The organism is Streptomyces hyderabadensis (assembly GCF_020404845.1).
In the GTDB taxonomy this organism is placed as follows: Bacteria; Actinomycetota; Actinomycetes; order Streptomycetales; family Streptomycetaceae; genus Streptomyces; species Streptomyces hyderabadensis.
The window spans coordinates 49,134-75,516 of the sequence record NZ_JAIOJZ010000015.1; the positions used below are offsets into that span (position 1 = coordinate 49,134).

27 protein-coding genes and 1 pseudogene are annotated in these 26,383 nt (G+C 73.3%); 9 read left to right on the forward strand and 19 right to left on the reverse strand.

Annotated features, from left to right (window positions below; translation table 11 throughout):
* Window positions 1-3: 3 nt before the first annotated feature.
* On the forward strand, window positions 4-729 hold the full coding sequence (locus K7854_RS14000; RefSeq protein ID WP_226026795.1) for a class I SAM-dependent methyltransferase: 726 nt from the start codon (window positions 4-6) through the stop codon (window positions 727-729).
* Window positions 730-738: 9 nt separating this feature from the next.
* Here K7854_RS14000 and K7854_RS14005 read toward each other — a convergent pair whose 3' ends face one another.
* The 6 genes from K7854_RS14005 to K7854_RS14030 all read right to left on the reverse strand — a co-directional run bounded on the left by K7854_RS14005 (window position 739) and on the right by K7854_RS14030 (window position 5,407).
* Window positions 739-1,500: a GntR family transcriptional regulator gene (locus tag K7854_RS14005; protein ID WP_226026796.1), complete on the reverse strand. Its 762-nt coding sequence runs from the start codon at window positions 1,498-1,500 to the stop codon at window positions 739-741.
* Window positions 1,501-1,623: 123 nt separating this feature from the next.
* The gene (locus tag K7854_RS14010) at window positions 1,624-2,592 is read right to left on the reverse strand and encodes an acetylxylan esterase (RefSeq protein ID WP_226026797.1); all 969 of its coding nucleotides are present in this window, start codon (window positions 2,590-2,592) and stop codon (window positions 1,624-1,626) included.
* Window positions 2,593-2,710: 118 nt separating this feature from the next.
* Window positions 2,711-3,295, reverse strand: coding sequence for an Rv1733c family protein (locus tag K7854_RS14015; protein ID WP_226026798.1), 585 nt, complete (start codon window positions 3,293-3,295; stop codon window positions 2,711-2,713).
* A gap of 151 nt (window positions 3,296-3,446) precedes the next feature.
* Window positions 3,447-4,223, reverse strand: coding sequence for a ferredoxin reductase (locus K7854_RS14020; RefSeq protein WP_226026799.1), 777 nt, complete (start codon window positions 4,221-4,223; stop codon window positions 3,447-3,449).
* Window positions 4,216-4,821: a sulfite oxidase-like oxidoreductase gene (locus tag K7854_RS14025; protein ID WP_226026800.1), complete on the reverse strand. Its 606-nt coding sequence runs from the start codon at window positions 4,819-4,821 to the stop codon at window positions 4,216-4,218. Before K7854_RS14025 ends, K7854_RS14020 begins: the two co-directional genes overlap by 8 nt.
* A 64-nt stretch (window positions 4,822-4,885) precedes the next feature.
* The gene (locus K7854_RS14030; protein ID WP_226026801.1) at window positions 4,886-5,407 is read right to left on the reverse strand and encodes a MarR family winged helix-turn-helix transcriptional regulator; all 522 of its coding nucleotides are present in this window, start codon (window positions 5,405-5,407) and stop codon (window positions 4,886-4,888) included.
* Between the two features lie 261 nt (window positions 5,408-5,668).
* Between K7854_RS14030 and K7854_RS14035 the strand changes: the two genes are divergently transcribed.
* Entirely contained in the window at window positions 5,669-6,502 is an 834-nt protein-coding gene (locus K7854_RS14035; RefSeq protein ID WP_226026802.1) for a putative protein N(5)-glutamine methyltransferase, read from the forward strand.
* A gap of 19 nt (window positions 6,503-6,521) precedes the next feature.
* On the opposite strand, the gene K7854_RS14040 is transcribed toward K7854_RS14035, so the two are convergent.
* Window positions 6,522-8,606 (reverse strand): SpoIIE family protein phosphatase, encoded by a 2,085-nt coding sequence (locus tag K7854_RS14040; RefSeq protein ID WP_226026803.1) that lies wholly within the window; start codon window positions 8,604-8,606, stop codon window positions 6,522-6,524.
* A gap of 286 nt (window positions 8,607-8,892) precedes the next feature.
* Between K7854_RS14040 and K7854_RS14045 the strand changes: the two genes are divergently transcribed.
* From K7854_RS14045 to K7854_RS14060, 4 genes are all read left to right on the forward strand, one after another.
* Window positions 8,893-9,789: a hypothetical protein gene (locus K7854_RS14045; protein ID WP_226026804.1), complete on the forward strand. Its 897-nt coding sequence runs from the start codon at window positions 8,893-8,895 to the stop codon at window positions 9,787-9,789.
* A 105-nt stretch (window positions 9,790-9,894) separates the two neighbouring features.
* Window positions 9,895-10,266, forward strand: a complete 372-nt coding sequence (locus K7854_RS14050) for a hypothetical protein (RefSeq protein WP_226026805.1) — start codon at window positions 9,895-9,897, stop codon at window positions 10,264-10,266.
* Between the two features lie 118 nt (window positions 10,267-10,384).
* On the forward strand, window positions 10,385-12,400 hold the full coding sequence (locus tag K7854_RS14055) for an NADPH-dependent 2,4-dienoyl-CoA reductase (protein ID WP_226026806.1): 2,016 nt from the start codon (window positions 10,385-10,387) through the stop codon (window positions 12,398-12,400).
* Between the two features lie 31 nt (window positions 12,401-12,431).
* On the forward strand, window positions 12,432-12,983 hold the full coding sequence (locus tag K7854_RS14060; RefSeq protein ID WP_226026807.1) for a PadR family transcriptional regulator: 552 nt from the start codon (window positions 12,432-12,434) through the stop codon (window positions 12,981-12,983).
* Window positions 12,984-13,026: 43 nt separating this feature from the next.
* Here the strand turns inward: K7854_RS14060 and K7854_RS14065 are convergent, their stop codons facing one another.
* Together K7854_RS14065 and K7854_RS14070 are read right to left on the reverse strand one after the other, a co-directional pair.
* Window positions 13,027-13,584: a hypothetical protein gene (locus tag K7854_RS14065; protein WP_226026808.1), complete on the reverse strand. Its 558-nt coding sequence runs from the start codon at window positions 13,582-13,584 to the stop codon at window positions 13,027-13,029.
* A 171-nt stretch (window positions 13,585-13,755) separates the two neighbouring features.
* Entirely contained in the window at window positions 13,756-14,739 is a 984-nt protein-coding gene (locus K7854_RS14070; RefSeq protein WP_226026809.1) for a fibronectin type III domain-containing protein, read from the reverse strand.
* Window positions 14,740-15,139: 400 nt separating this feature from the next.
* On the opposite strand from K7854_RS14070, the gene K7854_RS14075 reads away from it, so the two are divergent.
* A complete protein-coding gene (locus K7854_RS14075; protein WP_226026810.1) occupies window positions 15,140-15,994 on the forward strand; it encodes a glycoside hydrolase family 75 protein in 855 nt (284 codons plus the stop codon).
* Between the two features lie 91 nt (window positions 15,995-16,085).
* On the opposite strand, the gene K7854_RS14080 is transcribed toward K7854_RS14075, so the two are convergent.
* The 4 genes and pseudogenes from K7854_RS14080 to K7854_RS14095 form a co-directional block, all read right to left on the reverse strand.
* Window positions 16,086-16,496, reverse strand: coding sequence for a PTS-dependent dihydroxyacetone kinase phosphotransferase subunit DhaM (locus K7854_RS14080; RefSeq protein ID WP_226026811.1), 411 nt, complete (start codon window positions 16,494-16,496; stop codon window positions 16,086-16,088).
* The gene (gene dhaL / locus K7854_RS14085; protein WP_226026812.1) at window positions 16,489-17,088 is read right to left on the reverse strand and encodes a dihydroxyacetone kinase subunit DhaL; all 600 of its coding nucleotides are present in this window, start codon (window positions 17,086-17,088) and stop codon (window positions 16,489-16,491) included. Before dhaL ends, K7854_RS14080 begins: the two co-directional genes overlap by 8 nt.
* A 49-nt stretch (window positions 17,089-17,137) precedes the next feature.
* Window positions 17,138-18,130, reverse strand: coding sequence for a dihydroxyacetone kinase subunit DhaK (gene dhaK / locus K7854_RS14090; RefSeq protein WP_226026813.1), 993 nt, complete (start codon window positions 18,128-18,130; stop codon window positions 17,138-17,140).
* Between the two features lie 624 nt (window positions 18,131-18,754).
* Window positions 18,755-19,917, reverse strand: a pseudogene (locus K7854_RS14095) (PP2C family protein-serine/threonine phosphatase).
* A gap of 136 nt (window positions 19,918-20,053) precedes the next feature.
* Here K7854_RS14095 and K7854_RS14100 point away from each other — a divergent pair.
* Window positions 20,054-20,536 (forward strand): MarR family transcriptional regulator, encoded by a 483-nt coding sequence (locus K7854_RS14100; RefSeq protein WP_226026814.1) that lies wholly within the window; start codon window positions 20,054-20,056, stop codon window positions 20,534-20,536.
* A 180-nt stretch (window positions 20,537-20,716) separates the two neighbouring features.
* On the opposite strand, the gene K7854_RS14105 is transcribed toward K7854_RS14100, so the two are convergent.
* The gene (locus K7854_RS14105; RefSeq protein ID WP_226026891.1) at window positions 20,717-21,124 is read right to left on the reverse strand and encodes an ATP-binding protein; all 408 of its coding nucleotides are present in this window, start codon (window positions 21,122-21,124) and stop codon (window positions 20,717-20,719) included.
* A gap of 273 nt (window positions 21,125-21,397) precedes the next feature.
* On the opposite strand from K7854_RS14105, the gene K7854_RS14110 reads away from it, so the two are divergent.
* Window positions 21,398-21,898 carry a MarR family winged helix-turn-helix transcriptional regulator gene (locus tag K7854_RS14110; RefSeq protein ID WP_226026815.1) on the forward strand — a complete coding sequence of 167 codons (501 nt, stop codon included), beginning with the start codon at window positions 21,398-21,400 and terminating at the stop codon, window positions 21,896-21,898.
* A 59-nt stretch (window positions 21,899-21,957) separates the two neighbouring features.
* Here the strand turns inward: K7854_RS14110 and K7854_RS14115 are convergent, their stop codons facing one another.
* Genes K7854_RS14115 through K7854_RS14135 form a run of 5 tightly spaced genes read right to left on the reverse strand, consistent with a single transcriptional unit; the run spans window position 21,958 to window position 26,379 of the window.
* Window positions 21,958-23,775, reverse strand: coding sequence for a PP2C family protein-serine/threonine phosphatase (locus tag K7854_RS14115; RefSeq protein WP_226026816.1), 1,818 nt, complete (start codon window positions 23,773-23,775; stop codon window positions 21,958-21,960).
* A complete protein-coding gene (locus K7854_RS14120) occupies window positions 23,756-24,625 on the reverse strand; it encodes a PP2C family protein-serine/threonine phosphatase (protein ID WP_226026817.1) in 870 nt (289 codons plus the stop codon). The genes K7854_RS14115 and K7854_RS14120 overlap by 20 nt, the downstream gene beginning before the upstream one ends.
* The gene (locus K7854_RS14125; protein WP_226026818.1) at window positions 24,622-25,068 is read right to left on the reverse strand and encodes an anti-sigma regulatory factor; all 447 of its coding nucleotides are present in this window, start codon (window positions 25,066-25,068) and stop codon (window positions 24,622-24,624) included. Before K7854_RS14125 ends, K7854_RS14120 begins: the two co-directional genes overlap by 4 nt.
* Window positions 25,052-25,489 (reverse strand): STAS domain-containing protein, encoded by a 438-nt coding sequence (locus K7854_RS14130; protein WP_226026819.1) that lies wholly within the window; start codon window positions 25,487-25,489, stop codon window positions 25,052-25,054. Before K7854_RS14130 ends, K7854_RS14125 begins: the two co-directional genes overlap by 17 nt.
* Window positions 25,486-26,379, reverse strand: a complete 894-nt coding sequence (locus K7854_RS14135) for an STAS domain-containing protein (protein ID WP_226026820.1) — start codon at window positions 26,377-26,379, stop codon at window positions 25,486-25,488. Before K7854_RS14135 ends, K7854_RS14130 begins: the two co-directional genes overlap by 4 nt.
* Window positions 26,380-26,383: the final 4 nt, after the last annotated feature.

Below are 26,383 nucleotides of genomic sequence, written 5' to 3' on the forward strand. Positions count from 1 at the left end.
CGGATGTTCAGCCCCGAAGGTCCCACCCTGCGCGAACTCGCCGTCCAGGCGCTGTCGTCGGTCGAGCGCGGCTACGACCTGCTCGCCCCGAAGTTCGACCACACCCCGTACCGGACGCCGGACCGGGTGCTGGAGGCCGTGGCCCGCACACTGGAGCCGCTGGGGCCCTTCGGCGCCGGACTCGACCTGTGCTGCGGCACCGGCGCGGGCGTGGGCGTGCTGACCCGGGTGTGCCACCAGGCCGTGACCGGGGTGGACTTCAGCGCGGGGATGCTGGAGGTCGCGCGCGGGCGTGCGCTGCCGCCGGGGCCGGCGGTCTCCTGGGTGCGTGCGGACGCCCGCGCCCTGCCGTTCGGCCCCGCCTTCGACCTCGTGGTGAGCTTCGGGGCGTTCGGGCACTTCCTGCCCCGCGAACTGCCGGGCCTGTTCGGCCAGGTGCGCTCCGTCCTGCGGCCGGACGGCTGCTTCGCCTTCCCCGTCGTCGCCCCGCCCCGGCCCGGCTCCCCGGGGTACTGGACGCTGCTCGGCTTCGACGCGGCGATGCGGGTGCGCAACGCGCTGTGGCGGCCCCCGTTCGTCATGTACTACCGGACGTTCCGGCTCGGGGACGTGGGCCGCGAGCTGTCGCGGGCCGGCTTCCGCACCGACCTGCACGCCCTGCCGGAGTTCGGACGCCGCCCCGACGGCAGCCCGCGGGTCCGGCTGGTCGTGGCCCGGCGGCTCCCGTAGGCCGCCGGGTCAGCCGGCCGCGGGAAGGGTGAACTCGTAGACCAGGGCGTCCTGCCGGGTGTCCACCAGGAGATCGGTGATCTCCAGCGGCCGCGCGTACTGGTCGTGCACCCGCCGCACCACCCGGACCGACGCGGTGTCGGGCTGGAGCGTGATGGTGTCCCGGTGGTGCAGCGTCAGGCCCGCCCGGCGCATCCAGTCGTACGCCCGCCGCAGTTGCGCGCAGGCCACCCCGTCGGCCCGGTCGCGATAGCGGGCCAGCTCCTCGACCTCGGCGAGCGCCACGGCGGAAAACGATGTCACGGCCGTCCGCCTGCCGCTGCCCCCGGTCGCCGCCGACGTGTAGTGGTGCATCAGGGTCGGCCGGCCCGGCACCAGCCCCAGCGCGGCGGCGTGCTCCGGCGGCGGCGTCCCCCACACGACGGTGGCCCGGTCGCCGGTGCGGGGCTCCGCGGCCCGGGCACCGACCGGGAAGACCAGCGGCGCCGGACTCCCGGCCGGCTCCCCCGGCAGGGCGACGTGACTGCCCCGCCGGTCGGTGGTGAGCAGGCCGTCCCTGCGCAGCACGTCCAGGGCCTGCCGTACGGTCTCCCGGCTGACTCCGAAGTGCTCCGCCAGCCGGCGCTCGCCGGGCAGCCGCTCACCCGGCGGGACGGTACCGTCGCGCAGCTCGCCGAGCAGTTGGTCGGCCACCCGTCGGTACAGGGGCGGCCGGGCGTCGGCGGGGGACGGACCGGCGGGGGACGGGGCGTGCGGGGTGGTGCGGGCCATGCCGCGCCTCCTGTTGATGACGTACGGTAGCCACGCGGGCTCGGTGCGCCACCAGGATTACCATTGGTCTAAACCAGCTGGGAAGACCGGTCCGCCGGTTCGGCCGAAACACCACCCCGCACCTCAGGCGTAGCGGCTCAGCCAGCGCAGCTTCGCGGCCTCCTGGTACGGCCCGCCGCCCTCGTGATCATTGAAGTCGTACACCTCGATCGTCCGGTCCTCGTGCGACCAGGCGTTGAACGCGGCGAAAACGGTCGACGGCGGGCACGTCTGGTCCTCCAGGGCGGCCGAGAACAGGGCCGGCGCCCGGCCCCGCGCCGCGAAGTGCACGCCGTCGAAGTAGGACAGCGTGCGCAGCGCGTCCGCGGTCCGGCCGCGGTGCGTCTTCAGGTACAGCCCGACCTCGCGGTAGGGGTGCCGGTCGGTGAGCGTGGTCGCGCGCGGGAAGTCGCACAGGAACGGCACGTCCGGCGCGACGGCGGCCAGGTCCGGCACGAGCCCGCCCACCGCTATCGTTATGCCGCCGCCCTGGCTCGCGCCCAGCGCGACCGTGCGGGCCGGGTCGGCCAGCGGGTGGGAGCGGGCCGCCTCGACGGCGCGCACGGCGTCGGTGAACACCCGGCGGTAGTAGTAGTTCTCCGGGGCGTCCAGGCCGCGGGTCATGAAGCCCGGGTACGCGGGCGTGCCCCCGACCGGGTCCGGGGTGCCGCCACCGCCGCCCCAGGCGCTGCCCTGGCCGCGGGTGTCCATCACGAAGTGGGCCCGCCCGGTGGACGCCCACAGCAGGTGCTCGTGCGGCAGCCCGCGCCCGCCGCCGTACCCGACGAACTCCACGACCAGCGGCAGCGGCTCGGCCGCCGCGGCCGGCAGGGTCAGCCAGCCCTTCACCGGGTGACCGCCGAACCCGGCGAACGTCACGTCGTACACCCGCACCGTGGACAGTCCCGTGTCGACCGGCTCGAAGCGGGCGCCGAGGTCGTGCTCGCGGGCCTCGGCGAGCGTCTTGCTCCAGAACGCGTCGAAGTCCTCGGGCTCGGCCGACGCGCTGCGGTACGCGCGGAGTTCGTCGAGCGGAAGGTCGAACAGGGCCATCGAGAACCGCCTTTGCGGGGAGACGCGGCAGACCGTGCGGATGATCACACGGTACGTGAGCGCCGCGAGGGGACGCCAGGTCCGGGCGTGCCCGACGACCGCGCGGACGGGGGCGCCGTCAAGCCCGGCGGTGGGTCCACTGCGGCTCGGTGAGCGCCCAGTCGCGGTCCCACTCCGCCATCCGGTGGCGCAGGGCCACCGCCCGTACGGCGCGGTGCGCGAGGAGCACCGTGAGCACGGTCCCGATGGTGGTGAACGAGCCGATGGTGGCGCTGTGCTGCCAGATCTCCGCACCGTCCGACGGCGGGGGCACGCTCCGGCCGCGGGAGTCCAGCCACACGTCGACCGTGTCACCGTGCCGGGTGTCGGCCGGCACCCGTGCCGTGGTGCTCTGCTCCGTGCCGTCCGCCGCCTTCCAGTGCACGGTCGCACGGTACGTGTGCTGTCCGCCGAGCTGTCCCGTCGACAGGGAGCCGGGCGTCCGGTCCTCCACCGTGGCACGGACGTGCTGCCGCTCGGCCCGTTGCTCGGCGACGACCGCCTCGGCCCGTCCGTACCCCCACCACGCGGTGGCGGCACCCAGCGCCGGCGCGGCCACGAACAGCAGCAGCGCGACGACCACCGTGGTCCACGCCTCGACGACGTCCGACCGGCGCCGCAGCGGATTGCGCCGCCAGCGCCAGCCGCGTACCCGGGTTCGCATGTCGACCTCCCCGCGATCACCGCGACCGGAGGAACGGACGGACGGCCGTCGAGCGCGGGGGCCGCCGCGCCTTCGTGTCGCGCCACGTGTGCGAGTGCCCGCACTGGACTGGTACCCAGTCCCGCGGGCCTCGCTCACGAACCGGGCGGGATCAGCCGAAGCGCTCGACGCGGATCCGGTCCACCGGCTGTCCGGCCGCCACCAGCAGCCGCGACGCGTGTTCCGCGAACGCGTTGGACCCGCACACGTAGGCCTCCCAGCCCCCGTCCGGCGGCTCGGCCAGGAACGGCGCCAGGTGCGCCGGGGCCAGCCGGCCCACGGGCGTCCCGGGCGGCGCGGTACGGGTGAACACGGGCGTCGTCTCCGCGCCGTACTCACCGGCGTAGATCAGCTCCTCGGGGCTCCGCGCGGACACCAGGAGCCGCAGCGGCACGCCGAGCCCGCGCGCCCGGTGGTGCCGCACCATCGACATCAGCGGTACGACGCCGGAACCGGCGCCCAGCAGCAGCGCGGGCCGGTCACCCGGCCAGGCGAAGAAGCCGCTGAGCGGGCCGCGCACCTCGATCTCGTCGCCGGGCCGCGCCACCGTGTGGAACCAGCCGGACACCTCCCCGTCGGGCACCCGGTCCAGGGTCAGCTCGATGTGCCCGGACTCGTCCGGTGCGGACGCCAGCGAGTAGTGGCGCTGCGCCCGGTAGCCGTCCTCGGCGGTGAGCCGCAGCATCAGGTGCTGGCCGGGCAGGTGGCCGGCCCAGTCGGGCACGGCGAGGCGGAAGGTGGAGGCGCGGGGCGTCTCGCGGCGGATCTCGGTGAGCGTGGCCGTCTGCCACGTCCCGGCCACCCGGCCGTTCACCTCGATGCGCCCGGGCACGGCGAACCGCGTCGGGGCAGTGAAGGCACCCGCGGGGTGCGTGGCCGTCTCAGTCACCGGCGTACCTCTGCTCCTCCCAGGGATTGCCGCGCGCGTGGTAGCCGTTGCGCTCCCAGAAGCCCGGCTCGTCGTGGTCGAGGAGCTCCAGCCCCGCGATCCACTTCACGCTCTTCCAGAAGTACAGGTGCGGCACCACCAGCCGCGCCGGACCGCCGTGCTCGGCGGCGAGCGGCTCCCCGTCGTACTCCCACACGATCCAGGCCCGCCCGCCGGTCAGGTCCGCCAGCGGCAGGTTCGCGGTGTAGCCGGTGTGCGCGTGGGCGACCGCGTGCGTGGCCGACGGCAGCGGCCCCGCCGCGTCCAGGAAGGCGTCCAGGGACACGCCGCCGAACCGCACCCCGAACTTCGACCAGCCGGTGACGCAGTGGATGTCGCCCGCGTACCCGGACGCGGGCAGCAGGCGGGCCTGTGCCAGGTCCCAGGTGCGGGGCTCGGCCACCAGGCCGCCCACCCGGAAGGTCCAGTCGGCGGGCGCGATCTCGGGCGTGACCTCGGCGGACAGCACGGGCCAGTCGTCGCCCGCGTCGTACTGGCCGGGCGGCAGTCCCGGCCGGGCCGCGCGGGGGCGTCCGGTGAAGCCTCGGGTGGGGTTCATGCGGTGGGGCCTTTCGGGCCGCCGGGGCGGGCTGCCCGCGGCCGGCGTGATCGGTGCGTACCCGTCAACCGTACGTGCCCCCGGCCGCCGCTCGGTCCTCGTCCCCGCCCGGGGCCGCGTCCGGCCACGCGTTGTACCGCTCCAGATACGCCGCGAAGCGGGTCAGGTCCTCCTCGGGCCAGTCGGCGAGCCGCTCCCGGAAGGCGGTCCGGCGGCGCTCGGTGACCCGGTCCAGGGCGTGCCGTCCCGACTCCGTCAGGTGCAGGACCTGGACGCGGTGGTCGTCCGGGTCGACCCGCCGCTCGATCAGCCCGGCGCGCTCCAGCGCGGACACCTGGCGGCTGACGGTGGACTTGTCCAGGGCGTAGTGGGCGGCCAGGTCCGTGGCCCGGCAGCCGTCCCGCTCCTCCAGGTGACCGAGCAGCGTGTAGGACACCAGCGACAGCTCCGGGTGCATGCGCCCCGCCGAGGCACGGGCCCGGCGGGCGAAGACCGTCATCTCCCGCTGGATGGTCTCCACGGCCGCGTCCGCGGGGCGTCCGCCGGGCCCGGCGGACGTCTCGTCCGGTGTCTCGGCAGCCGTCACGCTTCCTCCTCCGCATCGCTGGTTGCACAGTACAACTCTGACCGGGAGGCTGTGTACGTCAGCTGCGTGCGGAGGCCGGCGGCGGCTGATCAGTGGGGTAGTGTGACCGGCGGCCGCGGAACGCCCCGGCCGCCGGACGACTGGGAGGTGAGACCGATTACCGCTGTGTCGGCCCGGGTGCTCTCACCTCACGCCAGTGCGGTCACCGGAGACGAGTGACCCGGAGAGCGCCCTTCGGTACCCGAAAGGCTCTCGGCTTCCATGCCTCCCACCTTCCCCGCCTCACCCACCCCCGCGTCCTCCGCGGCCCCCTTCTCCGCGTCCCTCCCCTCCCGTGACGCCGTCGTGGCCGCGCTGCGCGCCGCCGGCTGCGTCTTCGCCGAGGACGAGGCCGCGCTCATCCTGACCGCCGCCCGCAGCGCCGCGGAACTCACCGCGCTCGTCGGCCGCCGCGTCACCGGCCTGCCCCTCGAACTGGTCCTGGGCTGGGCCGAGTTCCGCGGCCTGCGCATCGCGGTCGCCCCCGGCGTCTTCGTGCCCCGCCGGCGGACCGAGTTCCTCGTGACGCAGGCCCTCGCCCACGCGCCGCGCGCCAGGGTCATCGTGGACCTGTGCTGCGGCTCCGGTGCCGTCGGCGCGGCCCTGGCGGCCGCCCTCGACCGCCCCGAGGTGCACGCCGCCGACGTCGACCCGGCCGCGGTGCGCTGCGCCCGCGGCAACCTCGCGGACGCGGGCGGGCGGGTGTACGCCGGTGACCTGTTCGACGCGCTGCCCGACGCGCTGCGCGGCCGGGTGGACATCCTCGCGGCCAACGTGCCGTACGTGCCCAGCGGCGAGGTCGCCCTGCTGCCCGCCGAGGCCCGCGACCACGAACCGCTGGTCGCCCTCGACGGCGGCACCGACGGCCTCGACGTGCTGCGCAGGGTCGCGGACGAGGCGCCCGGCTGGCTCGCCCCGGGCGGCTGCCTGCTGGTCGAGACCAGCGAACGCCAGGCGTCCGACGCCGTCGACGCCTTCGCCCGGGCCGGTCTGACGCCCCGCCTCGCGGTCTGCGAGGAGCTGTACGCCCATGTGGTGATCGGCGTCGGCAACTGACCGGCACCGCTCGGCACCGCTAGCGCAGCGGCGGCGTGGCCCGGGCGATCAGCAGGGCCACGTCGTCGGAGTTCTCCGGCTCGTGCAGGGTGCGCAGCAGCAGGTCGCAGACCTCCTCCAGCGGGCGGTCCGGGCCGTCCAGCAGGGCCAGCAGCGCGTCCAGCCGCTCGTCCAGCGGATGCCTGCGCGTCTCGACCAGGCCGTCGGTGTAGAAGACCAGCCGGTCGCCCGGCTCCAGGCCGACCTCGGTGGTGGAGAAGGCGACGCCGCCCACCCCGAGCGGTACTCCGGTGGGCAGGTCGAGCAGCTCGGGCGGTCGCCCGGCCCGCAGACGGACCGGGGGCAGATGCCCGGCGTTGGCGATCAGGCACTGCCGCCGGTGCGGGTCGTGGACGGCGTACAGGCAGGTGGCGATGGCCTGGTCGAGACCGGCCGTGGTCCGCTCCAGGTGCCCGAGCAGCTGCGCGGGGTCCAGCTCCAGCGCGGCCAGCGTGTTGGTCGCGGTGCGCAGCCGCCCCATGGACGCCGCCGCCGCGATGCCGCTGCCCATCACGTCGCCCACCACGAGCGCGGTCCGGCCGCCCGCCAGCTCGATCACGTCGAACCAGTCGCCGCCGACCTCGCTGGTGCCGCCGGCCGGCTGGTAGCGGGAGGCGACCTCGAGCCCCCCGGTGACCGGCGGATGGCTCGGCAGCAGGCTGCGCTGGAGGGTGAGGGCGGTGTCGCGGGCGTTCTGGTACCAGCGCGCGTTGTCGATCTGCAGCGCCGCCCGCGCCGCCAGCTCCCGGGCCAGCAGCAGGTCGTCCTCGTCGAACGGCAGCGGGTTGCCGATCCGCTTCAGGTCCAGGGCGCCCAGCACCTCGCCCCGCGCGATCAGCGGGACGGCCAGGTACGAGTGGACGCCCGCCCGGCGCAGCAGCTCGGCCGCCTCCGGCGACCGGGCGACCCGCCCCAGGTCCCGCGGCGTCGCCCGCGCCACCATCACCGGCCGGCCGGTGCGCACACACTCGGTGACCAGGCGGTCAGGTCCGTACCGGGCCACCAGACCGGGCGGGTCGGCCGCCGGCAGCGCGTCCCGGGCCGCGTCGTCGGCGCGCACGGCCAGCGCCCTGAGCACTGCGGGTTCGGCCGGGCCCAGCGTGCTGCGCCGGCCCTCGACCACGGCGTCCAGCAGGTCCACGGCGGCGATGTCGGCGAGAGACGGCACGGCCACGTCGGCCAGCTCGTACGCGGTGCGGTCCAGCTGCAGCGTGGTGCCGATCCGGGCGGAGGCGTCCGCCACCGCGTCCAGTCGGCGCCGCGCGGCCTCGGCCTCGGCACTCGTCCGGTACTGCTCGGTCACGTCCACCACCGAGACCGCCACGCCCAGCACGGCGCCCATGGCGTCCTCCAGCCGGTACAGCGAGACCGACCAGGTGTGCTCCTCGTCGGGGCCGGCGGGCGTCCGTCCGGTCATGGGCCGGTCGACCACCGGCCGCCCGGTCTCCAGCACCCCGCGTGCCGCCGCCTCCAGCGGACCGGCGTCCACCTGCGGCAGCAACTCACGGGTCGTCCGGCCGAGGTGCTCCTCGGCGGGGATGCCGTTGAGCCGCTCCAGCGCGGGGTTGACCGAGACGTACCGCAACTCGGTGTCCAGGACGGCCAGGCCGATCGGCGACTGCATGATCACCCGGGTGGACAGGGCCACGTCCCGCTCCAGCCGGCGGACCATCGACTGGTCGGCCGCCAAGCCGAGGGCGTAGACGTCACCGCGGTCGTCCAGCAGGCGCATGTTGCGGAACTCCACCAGCCGGGTGCTGCCGTCCTTGTGCCGGACGGGGAAGGCGCCGGCCCAGCTCCGGCCGGTCTTCATGACGTCCTCGAACAGCTTCACGACCAGGTCGAGATGGCGCTCGTGCACCATGATGCGGGCGGCGTACTGCCCCAGCGCCTCCGGCGCCGAGTAGCCGAACAGCTCCTCGGCCTGCGGGCTCCACAGGACGATCCGGCCCTCGGCGTCCAGGACGATCGAGGCCACGTTCAGCAGGTCGAGCAGTCCGCTGGGCCCCACCGGGCCGCGCGGCGACGGCTCGCCCTCGAACCCGGCAGACCCCGCTGCACTCATCCCACGCCCCGCCTTCGCCGTTCGACGCGCCACGCCCTTCGGTGCCGACCTCCTTGTTCTACCGCGTTCCACCGCGCACGGGGCCGGTTCGTCAGGGCTTCGCCGCCTCCTCCCCAGCATCTCCCCGCGGGGCGGGGAACGCCGCACGGAACATCTCCGGTGGGACCTTGGCCGGAGCCGGAGCGACCGGAGTTGGTCTGTACATGACTCCGTGGACGGTCCAGACTGTGCGCCGAACGGCCCGCCCCCGCCCAGGCCGCCCGGCCACCCCCACCGAGGAGCACCCATGCCCCTGCGCGTCCGGCAACGTTGTCACACCGCCCTGACCGGTCTCGCCGTCCTCGCACTCTCCCTCTGCCTCGCCGGTCCGGCCGCGGCGGACGCCCCCGCCGCCAAGGCCCGGGCCGCCGAGAGCTGGACCGAGGTGGGCTCCGACCGCGCCGACCCGCTGACCGAGAGCCAGGGCCTGGCCTCGGTGGAGGTCCCGGCCGGCAGCCCCAACCGCTACACCGGGATCGGCACCATCCCGCTCGGCCTCAGCACCCGCGGCTGGAACCACGTCGGCGACCCCGACGCCTCCTACGACGGCCACTACGTCGAGCCGTACCAGCGCGACGACGGGAACACCAAGATGTTCCGCGTGCAGGCACCGGACGGGAGCTGGTCGGAGTACGTGCACACGCTGAGCGCCGGGGAGGCGCTGAACAACTCGTGGTCCGCGATCTCACCCGACGGACAGTGGATGCTGGCGGGGGAGTGGGGCACCATGAACCGGCTCTTGGTGTTCCCGACCCCCGGCGTCAATCCGGCGACCTCGCCCTCGGCGGACCTGCCGCAGGCGGCCACCGTCCGCCTGGACCATGCCGTGCGCGACGTGCAGGGCTGCGACTTCCTGGACGCCACCACCCTGCTGTGCTCCTCCGACGACCCGGAGGGCGCCCTCTTCGGCATCACGAAGCCGCTCCTGCGGATCGACCTGTCGGCGGCGCCGAACGGCACCGCCGACGTCACCGGCCACGTGACCGCGCTGCGGCAGCTGCCCCTGCGCAGCGCCTGCTCCGGGAGCTTCGAGGCGGAGGGCGTCGACTACGACCGGCGCACCGGCACCCTGCGCGTGATCGTCGTGTCGCCCGGCTTCTGCGTGCTCACCGACAGCAAGACGTACCGGTTCACCCGGGGCTGACCCGGCGGGCTGTCCCGGCCCCTTCGCGCCGGGCCGCCGAGGGTGCTTTTCTGGTGGTATCGGCCAGTGCGGCTTCGGTCACGACCACGAGAGGGAGCGATCACGATGGACGGTGAGCGACTGCATCCGGAGTCCGTCTCGGTGGAGCTGAGCGGATGCAGCAAGGAGGACGCCAGGACCGTGTTCGACACCCTGTGCGCGTGCTTCTCCTCCGACCGGCACGCGGGCGACGTGACCCGGGAGTACGACGAGGTGCGCCCGACCGTGTGGCTCGGCACCTTCGACGTGGCCGACGAACAGCGGGGCGAGTGCGGCCCCGCCCGGCTCGGGGCGTCCGTGGAGGCCGACGCGCAGGGCGGCTACTGGGCGATCGAGCGGCTCCGTTCCACCCTGGACTCCCTGTTCACCGTGCAGGACCTGAGCCAGGCCTCCGGGGACCAGGAGCGCGAGCTGCACGTACGGCTCGAGAGCCGCTGAGCCGCTGAGCCGGTCCCGCCGGGGCGGTGAGGTGTGCGCCACCCCATTGTGCAACTAGTTGCACAATGGGGTGGCCGTCCTCTACAACAGAGGCACGTCACCGCGCACGGAGGGCCCGATGAGCCGTTACCCGCACCTGCTGAGCCCGCTCGACCTGGGCTTCACCACGCTCCCCAACCGGGTCCTGATGGGCTCCATGCACGTCGGCCTGGAGGAGGCCGAGCGCGGGTTCGAGCGCATGGCCGCCTTCTACGCCGCCCGGGCCCGCGGCGGAGTGGGCCTGATCGTCACCGGCGGCATCGCCCCCAACGACGAGGGCCGCCCGTACGAGGGCGGTGCCAAGCTCACCTGCGAGGCGGAGGCCGAGCAGCACCGCACCGTCACCGACGCCGTGCACCGCGAGGGCGGCCGCATCGCCCTGCAGATCCTGCACTTCGGCCGCTACGCCTACCACGCCGACCTGGTCGCCCCGAGCGCGCTCCAGGCCCCGATCAGCCCGCACGTCCCGCGCGAGCTGACCGACGCCGAGGTCGAGCGCACCATCGACGACTACGTCCGCACCGCCCGCCTCGCCGGCGCGGCCGGGTACGACGGCGTCGAGATCATGGGCTCCGAGGGGTACCTGATCAACGAGTTCGTCGCCGCGCGGACCAACCACCGCACCGACCGCTGGGGCGGCTCCTACGAGAACCGGATGCGCTTCCCCGTCGAGATCGTCCGCCGGGTGCGCGAGGCCGTCGGAGAGGACTTCATCGTCGTCTACCGCCTGTCCATGCTCGACCTGGTGCCCGGCGGCTCCACCCTGGACGAGGTGATCACCCTCGCGAAGGCCGTCGAGGCCGCCGGAGCCACGATCATCAACACCGGCATCGGCTGGCACGAGGCCCGCATCCCCACCATCGCCACCTCCGTGCCGCGCGGCGCCTACACCTGGGTGACCAAGCGGCTGATGGGCCAGGTGTCCGTCCCGCTCGTCACCACCAACCGCATCAACACCCCCGAGGTGGCCGAGCAGTTGCTCGCCGAGGGCGCCGCCGACATGGTCTCGATGGCCCGCCCGATGCTCGCCGACCCCGACTTCGTCGCCAAGGCCGCGGCCGGCCGCCCCGAGGCGATCAACACCTGCATCGGCTGCAACCAGGCCTGCCTGGACCACACCTTCAGCGGCCAGATCACCTCCTGCCTGGTCAACCCGCGCGCCTGCCACGAGACCGAGCTGGTCCTGACCCCGGCCCGGCGGCGCAAGCGCGTCGCCGTCGTCGGCGCCGGACCGGCCGGACTGGCCTGCGCGGTGAGCGCCGCCGAACGGGGCCACGAGGTCACCCTGTTCGACGCCGCGAGCGAGATCGGCGGGCAGCTGAACGTCGCCCGCAAGGTCCCAGGCAAGCAGGAGTTCGACGAGACGCTGCGCTACTTCCGCACCCAGCTCGCGGCCCACGGCGTCGACGTGCGCCTGAACACCCGCGTCGGCGTCGACGACCTCACCGGCCACGACGAGGTCGTCGTCGCCACCGGCGTCACCCCGCGCACCCCCGACATCCCCGGCATCGACCACCCGTCCGTCGTCGGCTACCTGGACGTCCTGCGCGACGGCGCCCCGGTCGGCGAGCGCGTCGCGATCCTCGGCGCGGGCGGCATCGGCTTCGACGTCGCCGAGTACCTCACCGACGGCGGCGACAAGGCGCACGAGGACCCGGAGGCGTACTTCCGCCTCTGGGGCGTCGACACCGGCTACCGCGCCCCCGGCGGCCTCGCCGCGCCGGAGCGCCCCGCGCCGCCGCGCACCGTCCACCTGCTCCAGCGCAAGACGTCCAAGGTCGGCGCCGGGCTCGGCAAGACCACCGGCTGGATCCACCGCACCGAGCTGAAGCACCGCGGCGTCACCATGGTCCCGGGCGTGCGCTACGACCGGATCGACGACGCCGGAGTGCACATCACCGTCGACGACGAGTCCACCGTACTGGAGGTCGACACGGTCGTCCTGTGCACCGGCCAGGAGCCGAGCCGGAGCCTGTACGACGAGCTGATCGCGGCCGGTCGCGCCGCGCACCTGGTCGGCGGCGCCGACGTGGCCGCCGAACTGGACGCCAAGCGCGCCGTCAAGCAGGGCACCGAGCTGGCGGCGGCGCTGTAGGAGGCGGGTGGGCCGTCCCTAGGATGAGCCCATGTCACTCCCGCACGCGATCCTCACCGCCCTGGTCGAAAAGCCGTCGTCGGGGCTGGAGCTGACCCGCCGGTTCGACCGGTCGATCGGCTACTTCTGGTCGGCGACGCACCAGCAGATCTACCGCGAGCTGGGGAAACTGGAGGCGCAGGGACTGATCCGGGCCCTGCCCGGGCAGCAGCCGGCCCGCGGGCAGAAGAAGTCCTACGAGGTCCTGCCCGCCGGCCACGCCGAACTGTCCCGCTGGACCGCGACCCCGCAGGACCCCAAGCCGCTGCGGGACACCATGCTGCTGCGGCTGCGCGCCGCCGCCGTGGTCGGCACCGCCGGTGTCGAGGCGGACCTGCGACGCCACCTGGAGCTGCACGAACGGCAGTTGGCCGAGTACGAGGAGATCGAACGGCGCGACTTCCCGCCCGGCCGGGACAGCCCCGAGGACCGGCTGCGGCACCTGGTGCTGCGGGCCGGCATCGATCTGGAGACGTTCTGGACCCGGTGGCTCGGGCACGCGCTGGCGGAGTTCGCGGAGCTGCCCGGCGACGAACCGGCCTGACCGGACCACGATCCATCAGGCGTCGGCTCAGAGAGGTGTCGGCTCAGAAGCGGTACGGCTTCGAGCGGCGGCGCAGGAACCAGGCCGCGGCGATGACGCCCGCCCCCACCAGCGCGCCCCCCGCCACCAGGGTGGCCGTGCCGTAGTCCTGGACGGCCCCGCCGAGACCGCCCATGACGCCGCCGGGCGACGCGGACGGGGACGGGGCGGCGGACCGGCTCGGCGAGGGCGAAGGGGAGGGGGCCGAGGAGACGATCACCGTCTGGGTGCCCGCGGTGCTGTTGTTCGAGCACATGACGATCACCGTGTAGGTGCCCGGCGAGATTCCCGACCAGGCCGCGGACTGGCCCGAAGCGCTGCCGGACAGCGCCACCTGGCGGCCCTGGGCGAAGTCCCGCTGACTGCTGGTCAGCAGCGAGGCGGTGCCCCAACTGCCGTTGAGCTGGGCGCAGGCCGTGGTCGTGACCGACACCGTGGTCCCGGTGGTGCTCACGGAGATCCCCGGTCCCGCCGCGACCGGTCCGGCGGCCAGGGCGGCGGGCAGCGCGGCGGCGGCCGCCACGGTGGCGCCGGAGCGGAGAAGTGGCGATGAGATGCGCATGTGGACTGCCCTCCGGCGGCACGGTCGGCGGTACATCCCTTGCGCCGCCGGGATCGGGAACGCCCGTGCCCCCGCTGGCAGCCAACAGGGCCCCGGCCGCACCCGCATGCGGAGGGCGACCGGGCAGGTGACGCGTTCCCCCGGCCGGGCCGGAGGCGGCCGGGCACCGGGTCAGCGGCCCGTTCCCGTGGTCACCTTCCGCTCCGTCGAGAAGCCGCCCCAGGTTCCGTCGGCCAGCCTCGCCCGGATCCGCACCCGGTGGGTGACCCCGGCCTCGCGTCCGGCGTAGAAGCTGTACTCGGCGCGGTCGCGCGGCGCGTCGGCGCCGTAGACCAGCGAGGTCGCCGCACGCCCGTCCAGGTGGATCTGGTACTCGGTCACCGGCGTCTCGGTGCGCGGCGGGATCCAGGAGAGGTCCAGGTAGTAGGCACCGTCGGCCCGGTGGGAGGCGGCGCGCAGCTTGGTGGGCGCGGTGGCGCGGCCGTCGTCGGTGCCCGGGGTGGTGAGCCGGACGGCGGTGCCCGCGGGGGAGACGTTGTCGGCGGCGTCCCGCGCGCGCACGGTGAACGAGTAGCGGGTGCCCGCCCGCAGTCCCGTCACCACGGCCGCCGTCTGGGCGCCGCCGACGCTGTGCACCTTCGTGTCGCCCTGGTAGACGTCGTAGGACACCACACCGCGGTCGTCCTTCGCGGCCGACCAGGTGAGCTGGACCGCCCGGCTGCCCACCGCACGGCCCTCGACGTCGCCGGGGCGGGTCGGCGCGGACTCGTCGTCCACCGCGGCCGCAGTGGTCGCCCGCACCTCCCGGCTGGGCGGCCCGAGCCGTCCCTCGGCGTCCCGCGCCCGCACGGTGAAGACGTACGACGTCGAGGGGCGCAGCCGGGTGACGTCCACCATCCGCTCGGCCGCCGGCACCTCCTTCACCAGCGTGCCGCCGCGGTACACCTCGTAGGTCCGCACGTCGTCGACCGCGTTCCACATCACGTGCACGGTGGTCGCGCTGCCGGCCTCGGCGGTGACGCCCGTCGGCACCGCGGGCAGCCCGCCACCGTCACCGTCCGCGGCCGATCCCCAGCCGCAGGACGTGAGCAGGAGCAGCGCCCCGCAGAACAGGGCGCACCGGCGCGGGAGAGCGGGAACGGAAACCTCGCGCACGGCCCTGCCTCCTCGGTGCTGCCGCATTCGACGACGGCGACGGTAAAGGTCCGGACCAATATGACGCCCGTGACGCGGCCACATCAAGAGGGCCGTGGGTGAAACGCATGCGCGGGCGTTACGTATGCTGAGACACCTCAGGGCCGAACTCCCGGGAAGAACGGGGACGTTCGGGCCGATGGCGCGTGGAACGCTGTCGTCGCCATCCCGCGCCGGCCTGGGCGGCCGGGCGGGCCGGATCCGGAACAAGGCCCGGCCCGCCCGCCCCCGGTCGCCCACCCGGGGCCGCGGAGCGCACGGCGGGCGTGCACCGTCTGGCCCTGCAAAAGGTGGGCGCGTGGCCGATCCGGGGACAGATGGGGCCGAGTGTCCGTCCATGTCCCCGAGGAGAGGCCCCATCGTGCGTGTCCAGTCGCTGACACTGGTCGCGGCCAGCGCCGCCCTGCTCGCCCCCACGACGTTCCCCGGCGCTCCGCCCACGCCGCGCCCCGACCCGCCGGTGCGGGTCCTGCTGCCCGGTGTCCCGGACCGGACCGGGGCCCTGCGCGCGGACCGGTCCGGAGTGCGGGTCGGCCCCGTCCCGCAGGTTCCGGCCGGGCCGTCCGCACCCGCATCCCGGGTCGGGCCGGACTCCCGGGCCGCGGACCGTCCGCAGCGGGACGGGGCCGAGGAGCCCGTCCGCGCCGCCGACCTGCTGGCCGGAGTGCGGGACTGCGACCCCGTCTCGCCCGGGCGCTACCGCAGCGACGCCGGGGCGCCGGCGGACATCCCGGTGTGCGGCACGCGCGACGCCGTGTACTGGAAGGCCGACCTGGACGTGGACTGCGACGGCCGGCCCGGCGACCGGTGCAACGCCCGCACCGACCCGCACTTCAGCCCCGCCACCGCCTTCACGGACTCCGACGGCCGCCCGCTGGACGCCGAGCGCCTGCCCTACGTCGTGGTGCCCGGCCCCAGCGACACCTGGGACCACCGCGAGGACGGCATCGGCGGCGGCTCGCTCGCGGCCCTCGTCCACGGGGACCGGGTACGGTACGCGGTCGTCGGCGACGTCGGTCCCAGCGACCTGATCGGCGAGGCCTCCTACGCCGCCGCACGCGCCCTCGACATTCCGGCGGACCCCCAGGGCGGCGGGGCGGCCTCCGACGTCACGTACATCGTCTTCAAGGGCAGCGAGGTCGAGCCCATCGAGGACACGGCCGCGGCCGAGAAGGCGGGGGAGCGGCTGGCGCGACGGTTCGTGGACGGAGGCTGACACGACGGTTCGTGGACGGGGCTGAGCGGGCGCGAGGACCCCGCGAGTCCCGGGCGGTCCCCGCGTCCGGACCGCCCGGTCGGCCGCGCGGTCAGACCTTCCGGTAGGAGTACGCCTCAGCGGCCGCCTGCTCCACGGCCGCGAGGTCGGCGCCGGTCGAGGCCGTGACGACCGCCGCCACCGCGCCCTCGACGAAGGGCGCGTCCACCAGGCGGGTGTTCTCCGGGAGTTCGTCGCCCTCGGCGAGCAGCGCCTTCACGGTGAGTACCGCACTGCCCAGATCGGTGAGCACGGCCACGCCCGCGCCCCGGTCCACGGACGCGGCGGCGGCCGCGACCAGTTCCGAACTGGTCCCGAACTCCCCGGACGCGGTACCGCCCGCCGGGGCCACGGCCACCGCCCCGCCGCCGCCCGACAGCGCCTTCGCCAGCTCCGCCACCGACGCGGCGACCTGGGCGCTGTGGGACACCAGCACGATCCCCACCAGCTTGTCGTCACTCACCGGCCGTCTCCTTCAGCGCCGCGAAGAGCAGGGCGGACGAGGTCGCCCCCGGGTCCTGGTGCCCGACGCTGCGCTCGCCCAGATAACTCGCCCTGCCCTTGCGGGCCTGCATGGGCGTGGTCGCCTCGGCCCCCTCCAGGGCCGCCGTACCGGCCGCCGCGAAGGAGTCGCCCAGGGCGTCCACGGCGGGCACCAGGGCGTCCACCATCGTCTTGTCCCCCGGCGCGGCGCCGCCGAGCGTCCGGACGGCGTCCACGCCCGCCCGCAGCGCCTCGGCCAGTTGCTCCGCGCTCACCTGCGCGGAATCCCCGAGCGCCTTGCCGGTACGGCGCAGCAGCGTCCCGTACAGGGGCCCCGAGGCGCCGCCGACCGTGGAGATGAGCTGCCGCCCGGCGAGGATCAGGACGGCGCCGGGAGTGTCGGGCGCCTCCTTCTCCAGCGCGGCGGCCACGGCCCGGAACCCGCGCTGGAGGTTGCTGCCGTGGTCGGCGTCGCCGATGGGTGAGTCGAGGGCGGTGAGCCGTTCCGCCTCGCGGTCGACCAGCGCGGTGGCCGCCGTCATCCAACGGCGGAAGAAGTCGGCGTCGAGCACAGATTCTCCTTGCCTGGTAGGTACGTCGCGATTCTGCCCTCGTCGGCCCTCACATGCCCCACCGCAGGCCCGGGGTGCTGACCGGCGCGTCCCACAGCCCGAGCAGTTCCTCGTCGATCTCGCACAGGGTGACCGAGGCGCCGGCCATGTCGAGGGAGGTGACGTAGTTGCCGACGAGGGTGCGGGCGACGGCGACACCCCGCTCGCCCAGGACGCGCTGCACCTCGGCGTTGAAGCCGTACAGCTCCAGCAGCGGCGTCGCGCCCATGCCGTTGACCAGGACCAGGACGGGGTTGCGCGGGGCGAGGTCGGTCAGCACCGCGTCCACGGCGGCCTCGGCGATCTCGCCCGAGGTCATCATCGGCCGTCGCTCCCGGCCCGGCTCCCCGTGGATGCCGATGCCCAGTTCCAGCTCGCCGGCCGGGAGGTCGAAGGTGGGGCTGCCCTTGGCCGGGGTCGTGACCGCGCTGAGCGCCACCCCGAAACTGCGGGAGCCGTCGTTGACCCGGCGGGCGATCGCCTCCACCTGCTCCAGCGGCCGTCCCTCCTGCGCCGCCGCCCCGGCGATCTTCTCCACGAACAGGGTCGCCCCCGTACCGCGCCGGCCGGCGGTGTAGAGGCTGTCCGTCACCGCGACGTCGTCGTTGACCAGCACCTTCGCAACCTGGATGCCCTCGTCCTCGGCCAGTTCGGCGGCCATGTCGAAGTTGAGTACGTCACCGGTGTAGTTCTTGACGACGAAGAGCACCCCGGCCCCGCTGTCCACGGCCGCCGCGGCCCGCACCATCTGGTCCGGCACCGGCGAGGTGAACACCTCACCCGGACATGCCGCCGACAGCATCCCGGGACCCACGAACCCACCGTGCAGCGGCTCGTGTCCGGAACCACCCCCCGAGACCAGGGCGACCTGCCCGGCAACGGGGGCGTCCCGCCGCACGATCACCCGGTGCTCGACGTCCACGGTCAACTCGGGATGGGCGGCTGCCATACCGCGCAACGCGTCCGCGACGACGGTCTCGGGGACGTTGATGAGCATCCTCAAGGGTATCTCCTAGGCTGATGGGCAGATGGACGGACTTCGCCGGCGCAGCGTCAGGCTTTCGTGTCGAGTCGGCTGACGATCGGCAAGAGCCCTGCAGGGGCAGTATCGACCTTGCGACCGCGAAGGTCACGTGCGACGACGTCCGCGGAGGCCAGGGAATACCGGACTGGCAGACACGACCAAAGCGCGGGAGCCGTCACGCCTGCTCCTGTCTCCAGGGGCTGCCCCCGGCCACTGCCGACATACCGCTACCTGGCCCGGACCAGGAGTGAGAGAGCGCCTCCACCGTGATGTCGCCCATCGACTCGGTCGAGCCGTGCCTGACCGCGACGCCGACCTCCGCCACCAGTTCCCCGCCGAACGCACTGAACTCCACCGGCCCTGGTGACGGTGGGGCACAGCCCGGCCGTCCCGGCCGGACAAGGGGACAGGCCGCCAGACAGCCCGGCGGCGGCGATGTCCATGCCCGCAGCAAGAGATCCGGCGGGTAGCGCCTGCCACCGGGCGGCGTCGACGGGCCGGTGCTCGGAGCGGTAAGAGGGGGAGGCGGTGAGTGGGCGTTTGCGGGCTGGTCAGGCTCTTGTAGGGCGGTCCGGCAGCCGAGATCCCCGTGGGGACCAGCGGTCACTGTCCCAGCCAGTCCAGGCAGACCACGAGGGCGTCGTCGTCGGGGACCCGCTGCCCGCGGTGACCCGTGAGTTCCCGCAGGATGGCCCGGGGGACCTCGGCGGCCGGCAGCAGGCGCGTTGCCTGGATCGCACGGGCCAGGGCTGCGTCCCCGTAGGCCTCGCCCTTCGGCGAGGCGACCGCGTAGACGCCGTCGCTGACGAAGACCAGCCGGTCGCCGGGCTCGACGCGGAACTCCTGGGCCACATAGTCGGTTTCCTCGAACATGCCCAGCGGCAGCTGTGCCTCCAGCTCGATGCGCTCCACGCTTCCCCCGCGCAGCCGGAGCATCTGCGGCGACCCGGCGTCCACGACCCAGGCCCGCCCCGTGGCGAGCTCGAAGTCGAACATCAGCACCGACAGGTAGCACTCGCCCCCGTACTGCGCGTACACCGCCTGGTCGGCCAGGGCCGCCTGGTCGGCGAGCGGCAGCCCCGCGCGCCGGGCGTTGCGCAGTGCGTTGATGGCCAGATTCGTCAGCAGGGAAGCCTCTATGCCCTCACCCATGCCGTTGGTGACGTACAGCATCAGGTGCTCCGCGGTCGCGGACCAGTCGAAGTTGTCGCCGAAGATGGCGTACGCGGGCTCCAGTTGTGCGCCCAGCTCGTACTCGGGCCTGGCGCAGGAGCGGCCGGGCAGGAGCTGCCACTGCATCTCCGCGGCCAGCGTGAGCCGGTCCTTGCGGCGGGCCTGGAGGTACAGATCGGTGTCCCGCTCCGCCACCACCACCTCCCGCCCCAGCACCTCGGCGATCTCGGCCAGCTCCGCCAGGCAGTCGCGGACGTGTTCCCTGCCCGCCAGCACGACCGACAGCACGCCGAGGCGTCACCGCGCACGCTCACCGGGAGGTGCACTCGCACCGGCCCGGCTCCCGGCGCGTCTTCCACGAACGGCTCCTGGGCGCCGAAGGCCCGGCCCTCGGGGCTGTTGTGCACCGACACCGGCTCCATGGTGTGGGGCAGGACGGACACCGGCTGCAGCACGGTCAGTCCGTAGTCGGCCATGAAGAGCTCGACGCTGTCCGCCGCGTACTGCTCGACCAGTACACGACGGACAGCGTCGAGCAGCTCATGCGGTGCTGCCGTACGGACAGCGCGTTCAGCGACTACAAATCTGTTCACGATACAGAGACCAATCCTTGTCTGGAATACCGACAATATGCGGACATGAGATCGACGTGGGAGGTGGCGGCTCGATGCCTCTGCCGCTGGAGCGCGGTCCTAGTACGCTGACATCCGTCCCAGCGTCTGCGAGAGTATGAGCGTGAGTACCATCCGCCCCCGCCCACGGCCCGACGAGGTCGCACGCGTGACCTCCACGGCCGCGGAGCTCCTGGAAGTGCTCTGGGGTCGCGCCTCGACGGCTCCCGCCTCGGCCTCCCAGCTGCGGGTACTGCTCATCCTCGAACACCACGAGGGCATCAACCTGCGAACCCTCGCCGACTCCCTCGCCTCCACGCCGCCCTCGACGAGCCGGTTGTGCGACCGGCTGCAGGCCACCGGGTTCGTCGACCGCGTGGTGAGCCCGAACGACCGCCGCGAGGTGCGCCTGCGCCTGAGCGAGCGGGGGCGGGCGTTCCTGGACGACCTGCGGGAGCGCAGGCAGCGTGAACTGCAGGCCGTGCTGGATGTCATGCCCGCAGCCAAGAGAGCCGCACTGCTCGAAGGCCTGGAAGCCTTCTGTGATGCGGCGGCAGGGCAGATACAGGACGACCTCGGCTCCGAAGCCCAATCCGCCTGAGGGGGATGCCCTCGCGCCGGGTTTCCGGGCACCTCGCCGGGGCGGTAGCCGGTGTGCGGTGCGGCGCCGGCCTGTCGGAGCATCCCGGCCCTTTCTTCATCCACTCTTGTCACGGACACTTTGTTGCTCCAAGACATCAGTTGTCAAATGACAAATGAAGCCGGTTCTCTGTGTGAGCTGTCAGGTCCGGGGTGGATGGACCGCTGCCTGTTTTGCGGGGCGTCGCGGGAGGCGGACGTGAACGGTCTTGCCCCGCCCCGGCCCGGCCGTGACGGTCACCCTGCTGGCGAGGTGGCGGACCATGGGCCATCCGAATCCTCCGGTGCCACCGCTGAGGTCGGGAGTGCGTTCTTGCGGACGCGCCGGGCTGGGGTCGCTGACCGCGACGTCGACTGCCTCGGCGTTCGCCGTGAGTTCAAGGGTGTAGCGGCCGCCGCCGTGGCGAAGGGAGTTGGTGGCGAGCTCGGAGACCACGAGGGCGAGCGTCTCCGCCGTTCGGGGAGCCGCGGACGGCCTGAGACCATCGACGAAGAGGCGGGCGACGTCACGGGTGTGGGCGATCGCGGCCGCGCTGTGTCCTTCGACGATGACAGGGGCGCTGGGGGCCGCGTGCGCGTGGTGTCGGTGTCGGTCATACCCTTCTCACCCCGTCCCTGATCGGTTGCGTCGGCCAGGCTCAGCGTGTGCCCGCCGGATCGGGCTCGAATCCGGCGACCCCTCCTGCGGCGCTATTGCAGCGCCGAACGCCGACAGCGCCCAGGGATGGGCAGGGATCAGGCTGCTTGCGTCTGTGGCGATCGGGTATGCGCGCTGGCGTGGCAGGACTCGTATGGCCCGAATGTTACTGAGAGTGATGTGTGTGTGATCCGTTTCGGCGGTTCCGGTGAGGACCGGGGGAGTGGACCGGGTGACGGCCCGCGGGCTGCTGCGCTGGAGATCGCCGATGCCGTGGACGTTCTGGCGGCCTTGTGGTCGTTGGCGGCCCATAAGGTGACCCTCCGGCTGTCGGTGCACCAGTTCCGGGCGTTGCACGTCGTGCAAGCCGCGCCGGGGATGAATCTGACGGCACTGGCGGAACGGCTGGCCATCACGCTCCCGACGGCCAGCCGGCTGTGCGACCGTTTGGAGGCGGCCGGTCTCCTGGAGCGGGCCCCGCACCCGCGGAATCGGCGGGAGGTGCGGCTGGGTGTCACCGCACAGGGGCGGCAGGTGCTGGACGATGTAGCGCGGCGGCGGGCGCAGGATCTCGCTGCGGTGCTGACGGTGATGAGACCGGAGGATCGGACGGCGCTGAGCGGAGGGCTGAGGGCCTTCCTGGCCGCGCATGAGAGTGCCTTGCAGGAGCCTGCAGACGATCAGTAGCGGCCGGTCAGGCAAGAGGCAACGCGGCGCGGAGCTGGCCTTCGGCCGTACACGTGGGGTCAGGAGCAGTCACGGTGGTCACCCTCTCCCCTTGCGGACTCCACGCTCTCGAGGACAGGGCCCCTTCCGGATGGGCGAGAGTGTTTCGCGGGCTGCTGCGGCATGGCGGGCTGACACTCCGGACTACTGGTGCGGCACAGCAGCATGCACACGTCGTCGTCGCGTTCGCAGTCGTGCAGCAGCGGTTTGAGCAGAGCATCGGCCGCGTCGTCCAGGTTCTGCAGGTCTGCGGTGCTCAGTGCGGCCAGAGCCTGGGCGAGGCGGTCTATGCCCGGATCGATGCCCTGCGCGCGTCGTTCGACCAGACCATCGGTGTACAGGGCGAGCGTCGAGCCGGAGGGTACGTGGGCGGCATGCTCCGGGTAGGTGGCGTCCAGGGGGATCCCGAGCATGGCGCCCGGTGTCCCCTCCAGGGAACGGACGGTGCCGTCGGGGGTGCGCAGGATGGCCGGCGGGTGGCCCGCTGCGGCCCACACCACGGTCGGATCGCCGGGACGGAAGCGGGCGATCAGCGCGGTGGCGTACAGGTCCGGCTGCTGGTGGCGCAGCATGCGGTGCAGCCGGGTGAGGATCTGTCCGGGGCTGTCGCCTTCGACGGCGTAGGCGCGCAGGGCGGTGCGCAGTTGGCCCATCAGCACGGCGGCGTGCAGTCCGTGTCCGGTGACGTCTCCTATCACGGCAAGCATGCTCCCGTCGGGCTGTCGGAAGGCGTCGTACCAGTCGCCGCCGATGTTCAGTCCATAGGTGGCGGGCAGGTAGCGGGCGGCCAGGCGCAGGTCGCTGGTGGCGGGCAGGTCGGTGAGCTGGGCGTGCTGGAGGGCTTCGGCGATGTCACGGTGCTGGGTGTAGCTGCGGGCGTTGGCCAGGGCGGTGGCCACCCGCCGGGCCAGTTCGACCAGCATGACGCACACGTCCGGGTCGAAGCCGTCGTCGGGCGCGGTGAGCGTGACGACGCCGAGTGCGCGGCGTGCGGTGAGCGGAATGCACAGCAGCGGCCGGTCGGGAGCGAGGGCGGAAGACGGCAGGTCGTCGACGCCCGGCAGGCCACCGGGGTGGGCCGCGGCGTGCTGGGGCCGTCCGCTGCGGGCTGCGACCACGGCCGCGGCCGGACGGACGCCGTGGCCGAAGATCTCGTTGTCGAAGAGCCAGACCTCCACGTGGCTGGCGTAGTCAGGAACCAGAAGTTCGGGCAGCCGGCGCATGATGTCCGACGGATCGAGCGAGGCGGTCACCGTGTCGCTCGCGTCGGCCAGGAAGGTCAGCAGCTGCCGTGCCCGTTCGGCGTCGGCCCGGGCGGAGCGCTCGGCGGCGAGCAACTCCTCCTGGATCCGGGCGGCGGACTCAAGATCGGCATGCAGAGCCAGCACGCCCTGATTCGTCTGGTGCAGTTCCTCCCGGTGGAAGCGGACCAGTTCCTGCTTCTCCTCCAGTCTTTCCACCACCTCGGCCAGGTCGTCGTCCGCAGCCAGCAGAGCCTCGGCCAGGTCCCGAGTCAGCGGCCGTCCTGGAAGCCGGCGCACCGGTGCACAGCAGGACACAGTGATCTGCCAGGAAGCGGCGTCGGCGGGCTCGTCGGCTGGTTGCACGACGATCCGCGTCCGCCGGTCCTCGCCCGGGCAGTCGTGCACGGCCAGGGTGAGATCGGCACCGCCCTGGCGCAGACACTGCCGCAGCCGGGCGGTCACCGCGATCAGGAAACGTGCGCGCTCGAGCGGCGAAACGCCGGCGTCGGCGGTGAGCCGGGCCGCGACGATCCGTGCCCGGGCCGCGTCGGCAGCCGACACGATGTGCCAGACGTCATGCAGAGGAGGGGCCATGAGCGCTCCTGCGGAGGATGGGGGCCACTACAGTCACGCTGGTGTCGTCGCGTACCGGAAGAGCGGGGCTGCCGGCATCGCGCAGGCGGGCCCCGATGTTGCCGACGCCGGCAAAGCGGAGTCGGCGGGTGCCGGCGTCCAGCTGGGTGATGGCAGCGGCCGCGCCCCCGGTGGGACACAGCGCGGTGTGCAGACGACGAAGGATCTCCGCCGGCGGAAGATGCGCCGTGCGGTGCAACTCGTCCACGGCCACAGCGCACGCGTGAGTGGCTTTGGGCCCGTGGCCGAGTCCGTCGGCGTGCAGCAGCGTCAACCGGGACCCGTGGCGCGCCCAGGTCACAGCATCGCCGGAGTGCTCGCCGTGGGCCAGGGGCACATTGACGGCGCCGACGGTCACGCCCAGGGCGGCGGCGGACTGCTGCCTGACGGCGGGGTGCTGGTCGACGCGCGCCAGGGCGACGGTGCCGCGGCCTGCGGTGCTGTGCAGGCCGAAGGCGGAGGATATACGCAGGCAGGTGCCCAGTCCCGCACCGAGGGAGCCCGGCGCCGTGGTGTAGCCATCGCGCAGGGCGGCCGCAACGTCGGGCATGCCAGAGCCGTGGTCGAGAGCGCAGAGCTGGACCGAGATCTCTCGGTCACCGGCCCTTTCGGCGCGCTCGACAAGGTTGATCAGCACACGGCCGCCACCGGCGTGCTCGAGCAGGTCGGTGGCCAGTCCGGCGACCACCAACGCGGTGTTCGCGGTGCGGTGCGAGGTGAAGCCGGCCAGCGCGGAGGCTGCTTCTGCCGCCACCCGGGCATCGCGCAGGCGGGTGGAGTCGTGGATGGGGATGTCCCATACGCGGCTCACGTCGCCTCCGGTCGCGCGGAGGGAACGACGGTGGCCCAGGCAGTGATCGTGACGGTGGTGCCGCGGCCGGGGCAGGTGTCGAGGAGGAACTCGTGCACCAGCCGCTTGGCGCCGCTCAGGCCCAGCCCCAGGCCGCCACCGCTGGTGTAGCCGTCGGCCATTGCCTGCTCGACATTGCGGATACCGGGGCCGCTGTCGACGAAGGAGAGCCGCAGTCCGGGGGCGGTGCCCTGGGGACAGGGGGTGATCTCCATGTACCCGCCGCCCCCGTGGATGAGGGTGTTGCGAGCCAGTTCACTGGCCGCGGTGATCAGTTTCGTCTGTTGCACGAGACTGAACCCGAGCCCGGCCGCGGCCTGGCGTACCTGTTGACGGACCCAGGCCAGGTCGGTGTCCGACCCGATGGCCACGCGGGCGGCGGTGACGTCACGGGAGGCCGGCATCACGCGCCTCCTTCCTTTCCGCCGGAACCGACACAGCGGCCAACTGTGGAGCAGTGGCCAGCATGTCCAGGGCTCGTTCGGTGTCCAGAGCGGTGACCAGTCCGGGCAGGGTGAGACCGAGTTCGACCATGGTGATCGCCACCGCCGGTCGCATGCCGACCAGTACGGTGCGCACCGCCATGAGCCGGGCGCCGGCCGCGATGTCCGACAGAACCCGACCCAGGAACGAGTCGACGATGTCCACTCCGGAGATGTCGATCACGACGCCGGAGACGGTGCTGCGGGCGATGCGCTGGGCGATGTCCTGCTGCAGTTGCTCGGCCATGCCGTCGTGCAGCTCGCCCTGCAGGGTCACCAGCAGAACGTCCCCCAGTGCCAAGACCGGCACCGCGAGCGGGTGGCCGGCGGCGGCGCGGTTCACCGCGTGCTCGCTCTCGCCATCCTGTGGGCGGAAACTTCGATGCCCTGCTGGGCGAGCGCATAGGCAAGGGCATCCGCCAGGCCGGCGCGCGTGAGAATCGTTCCCAGGTCGATGCCGAGGTGCACGATGGTCTGCGCGATCGCAGGCCGGATGCCGGAGACGATGCACTCGGCCCCCATGAGCCGGGCGGCGGCCACCGTCTTCATCAGGTGCTGGGCGACCAGGGAATCGACCGTGGGAACGCCGGTGATGTCCAAGATGGCGTACTGGGCGCGCTGCGCGACGATCGCCTCCAGCAGGCTCTCCATGACGACCTGGCTGCGGGCGCTGTCCAGAGTCCCGATCAGGGGAACGGCGACGATGCCCTCCCACAGTTTGATGACGGGAGTCGCCACCTCCAGCAGTTGCAGACGCTGTCGGGCGATGAGCTCCTCACCCGCGCTCAGTGCCGTCTCCATGACCACCAGGCGCAAGCTGCCCATGAGCACGGTCAGAGCAAGGACACCCTCCTGCGCTGTGGCCTCGGAGGAATCCGTGAACTCGCCGCGCAGCAGCTCGACGACGGGAGCACGCAAGGCGGCGACCTCCTCCGAGATCTGGGCCGGGGTGAAACCGGCGCGGGCCCGGGAGGCGGCCATCCTGCCCAGCTGATCACGCACGGTGCCGAATGCGGGGGCGGCGATGTCCTCCGGCCGCCCCGACAGCGCCACATCGGCCAGCGCATCCACCACGGCCTTGCACGCCTCGACGGCCTCTTCCCGTGAAAGCGTGAACACCGTCCGGAACAGTGAGGCGTCTGCCCAGCGCTGAGCGATCTGCTCACGGCGCCTCTGAAGGAAGCTACACACCTGCGCTGCCGCAGCTTCGTTCGCCCCGACCTGGTCTGTCACCGAG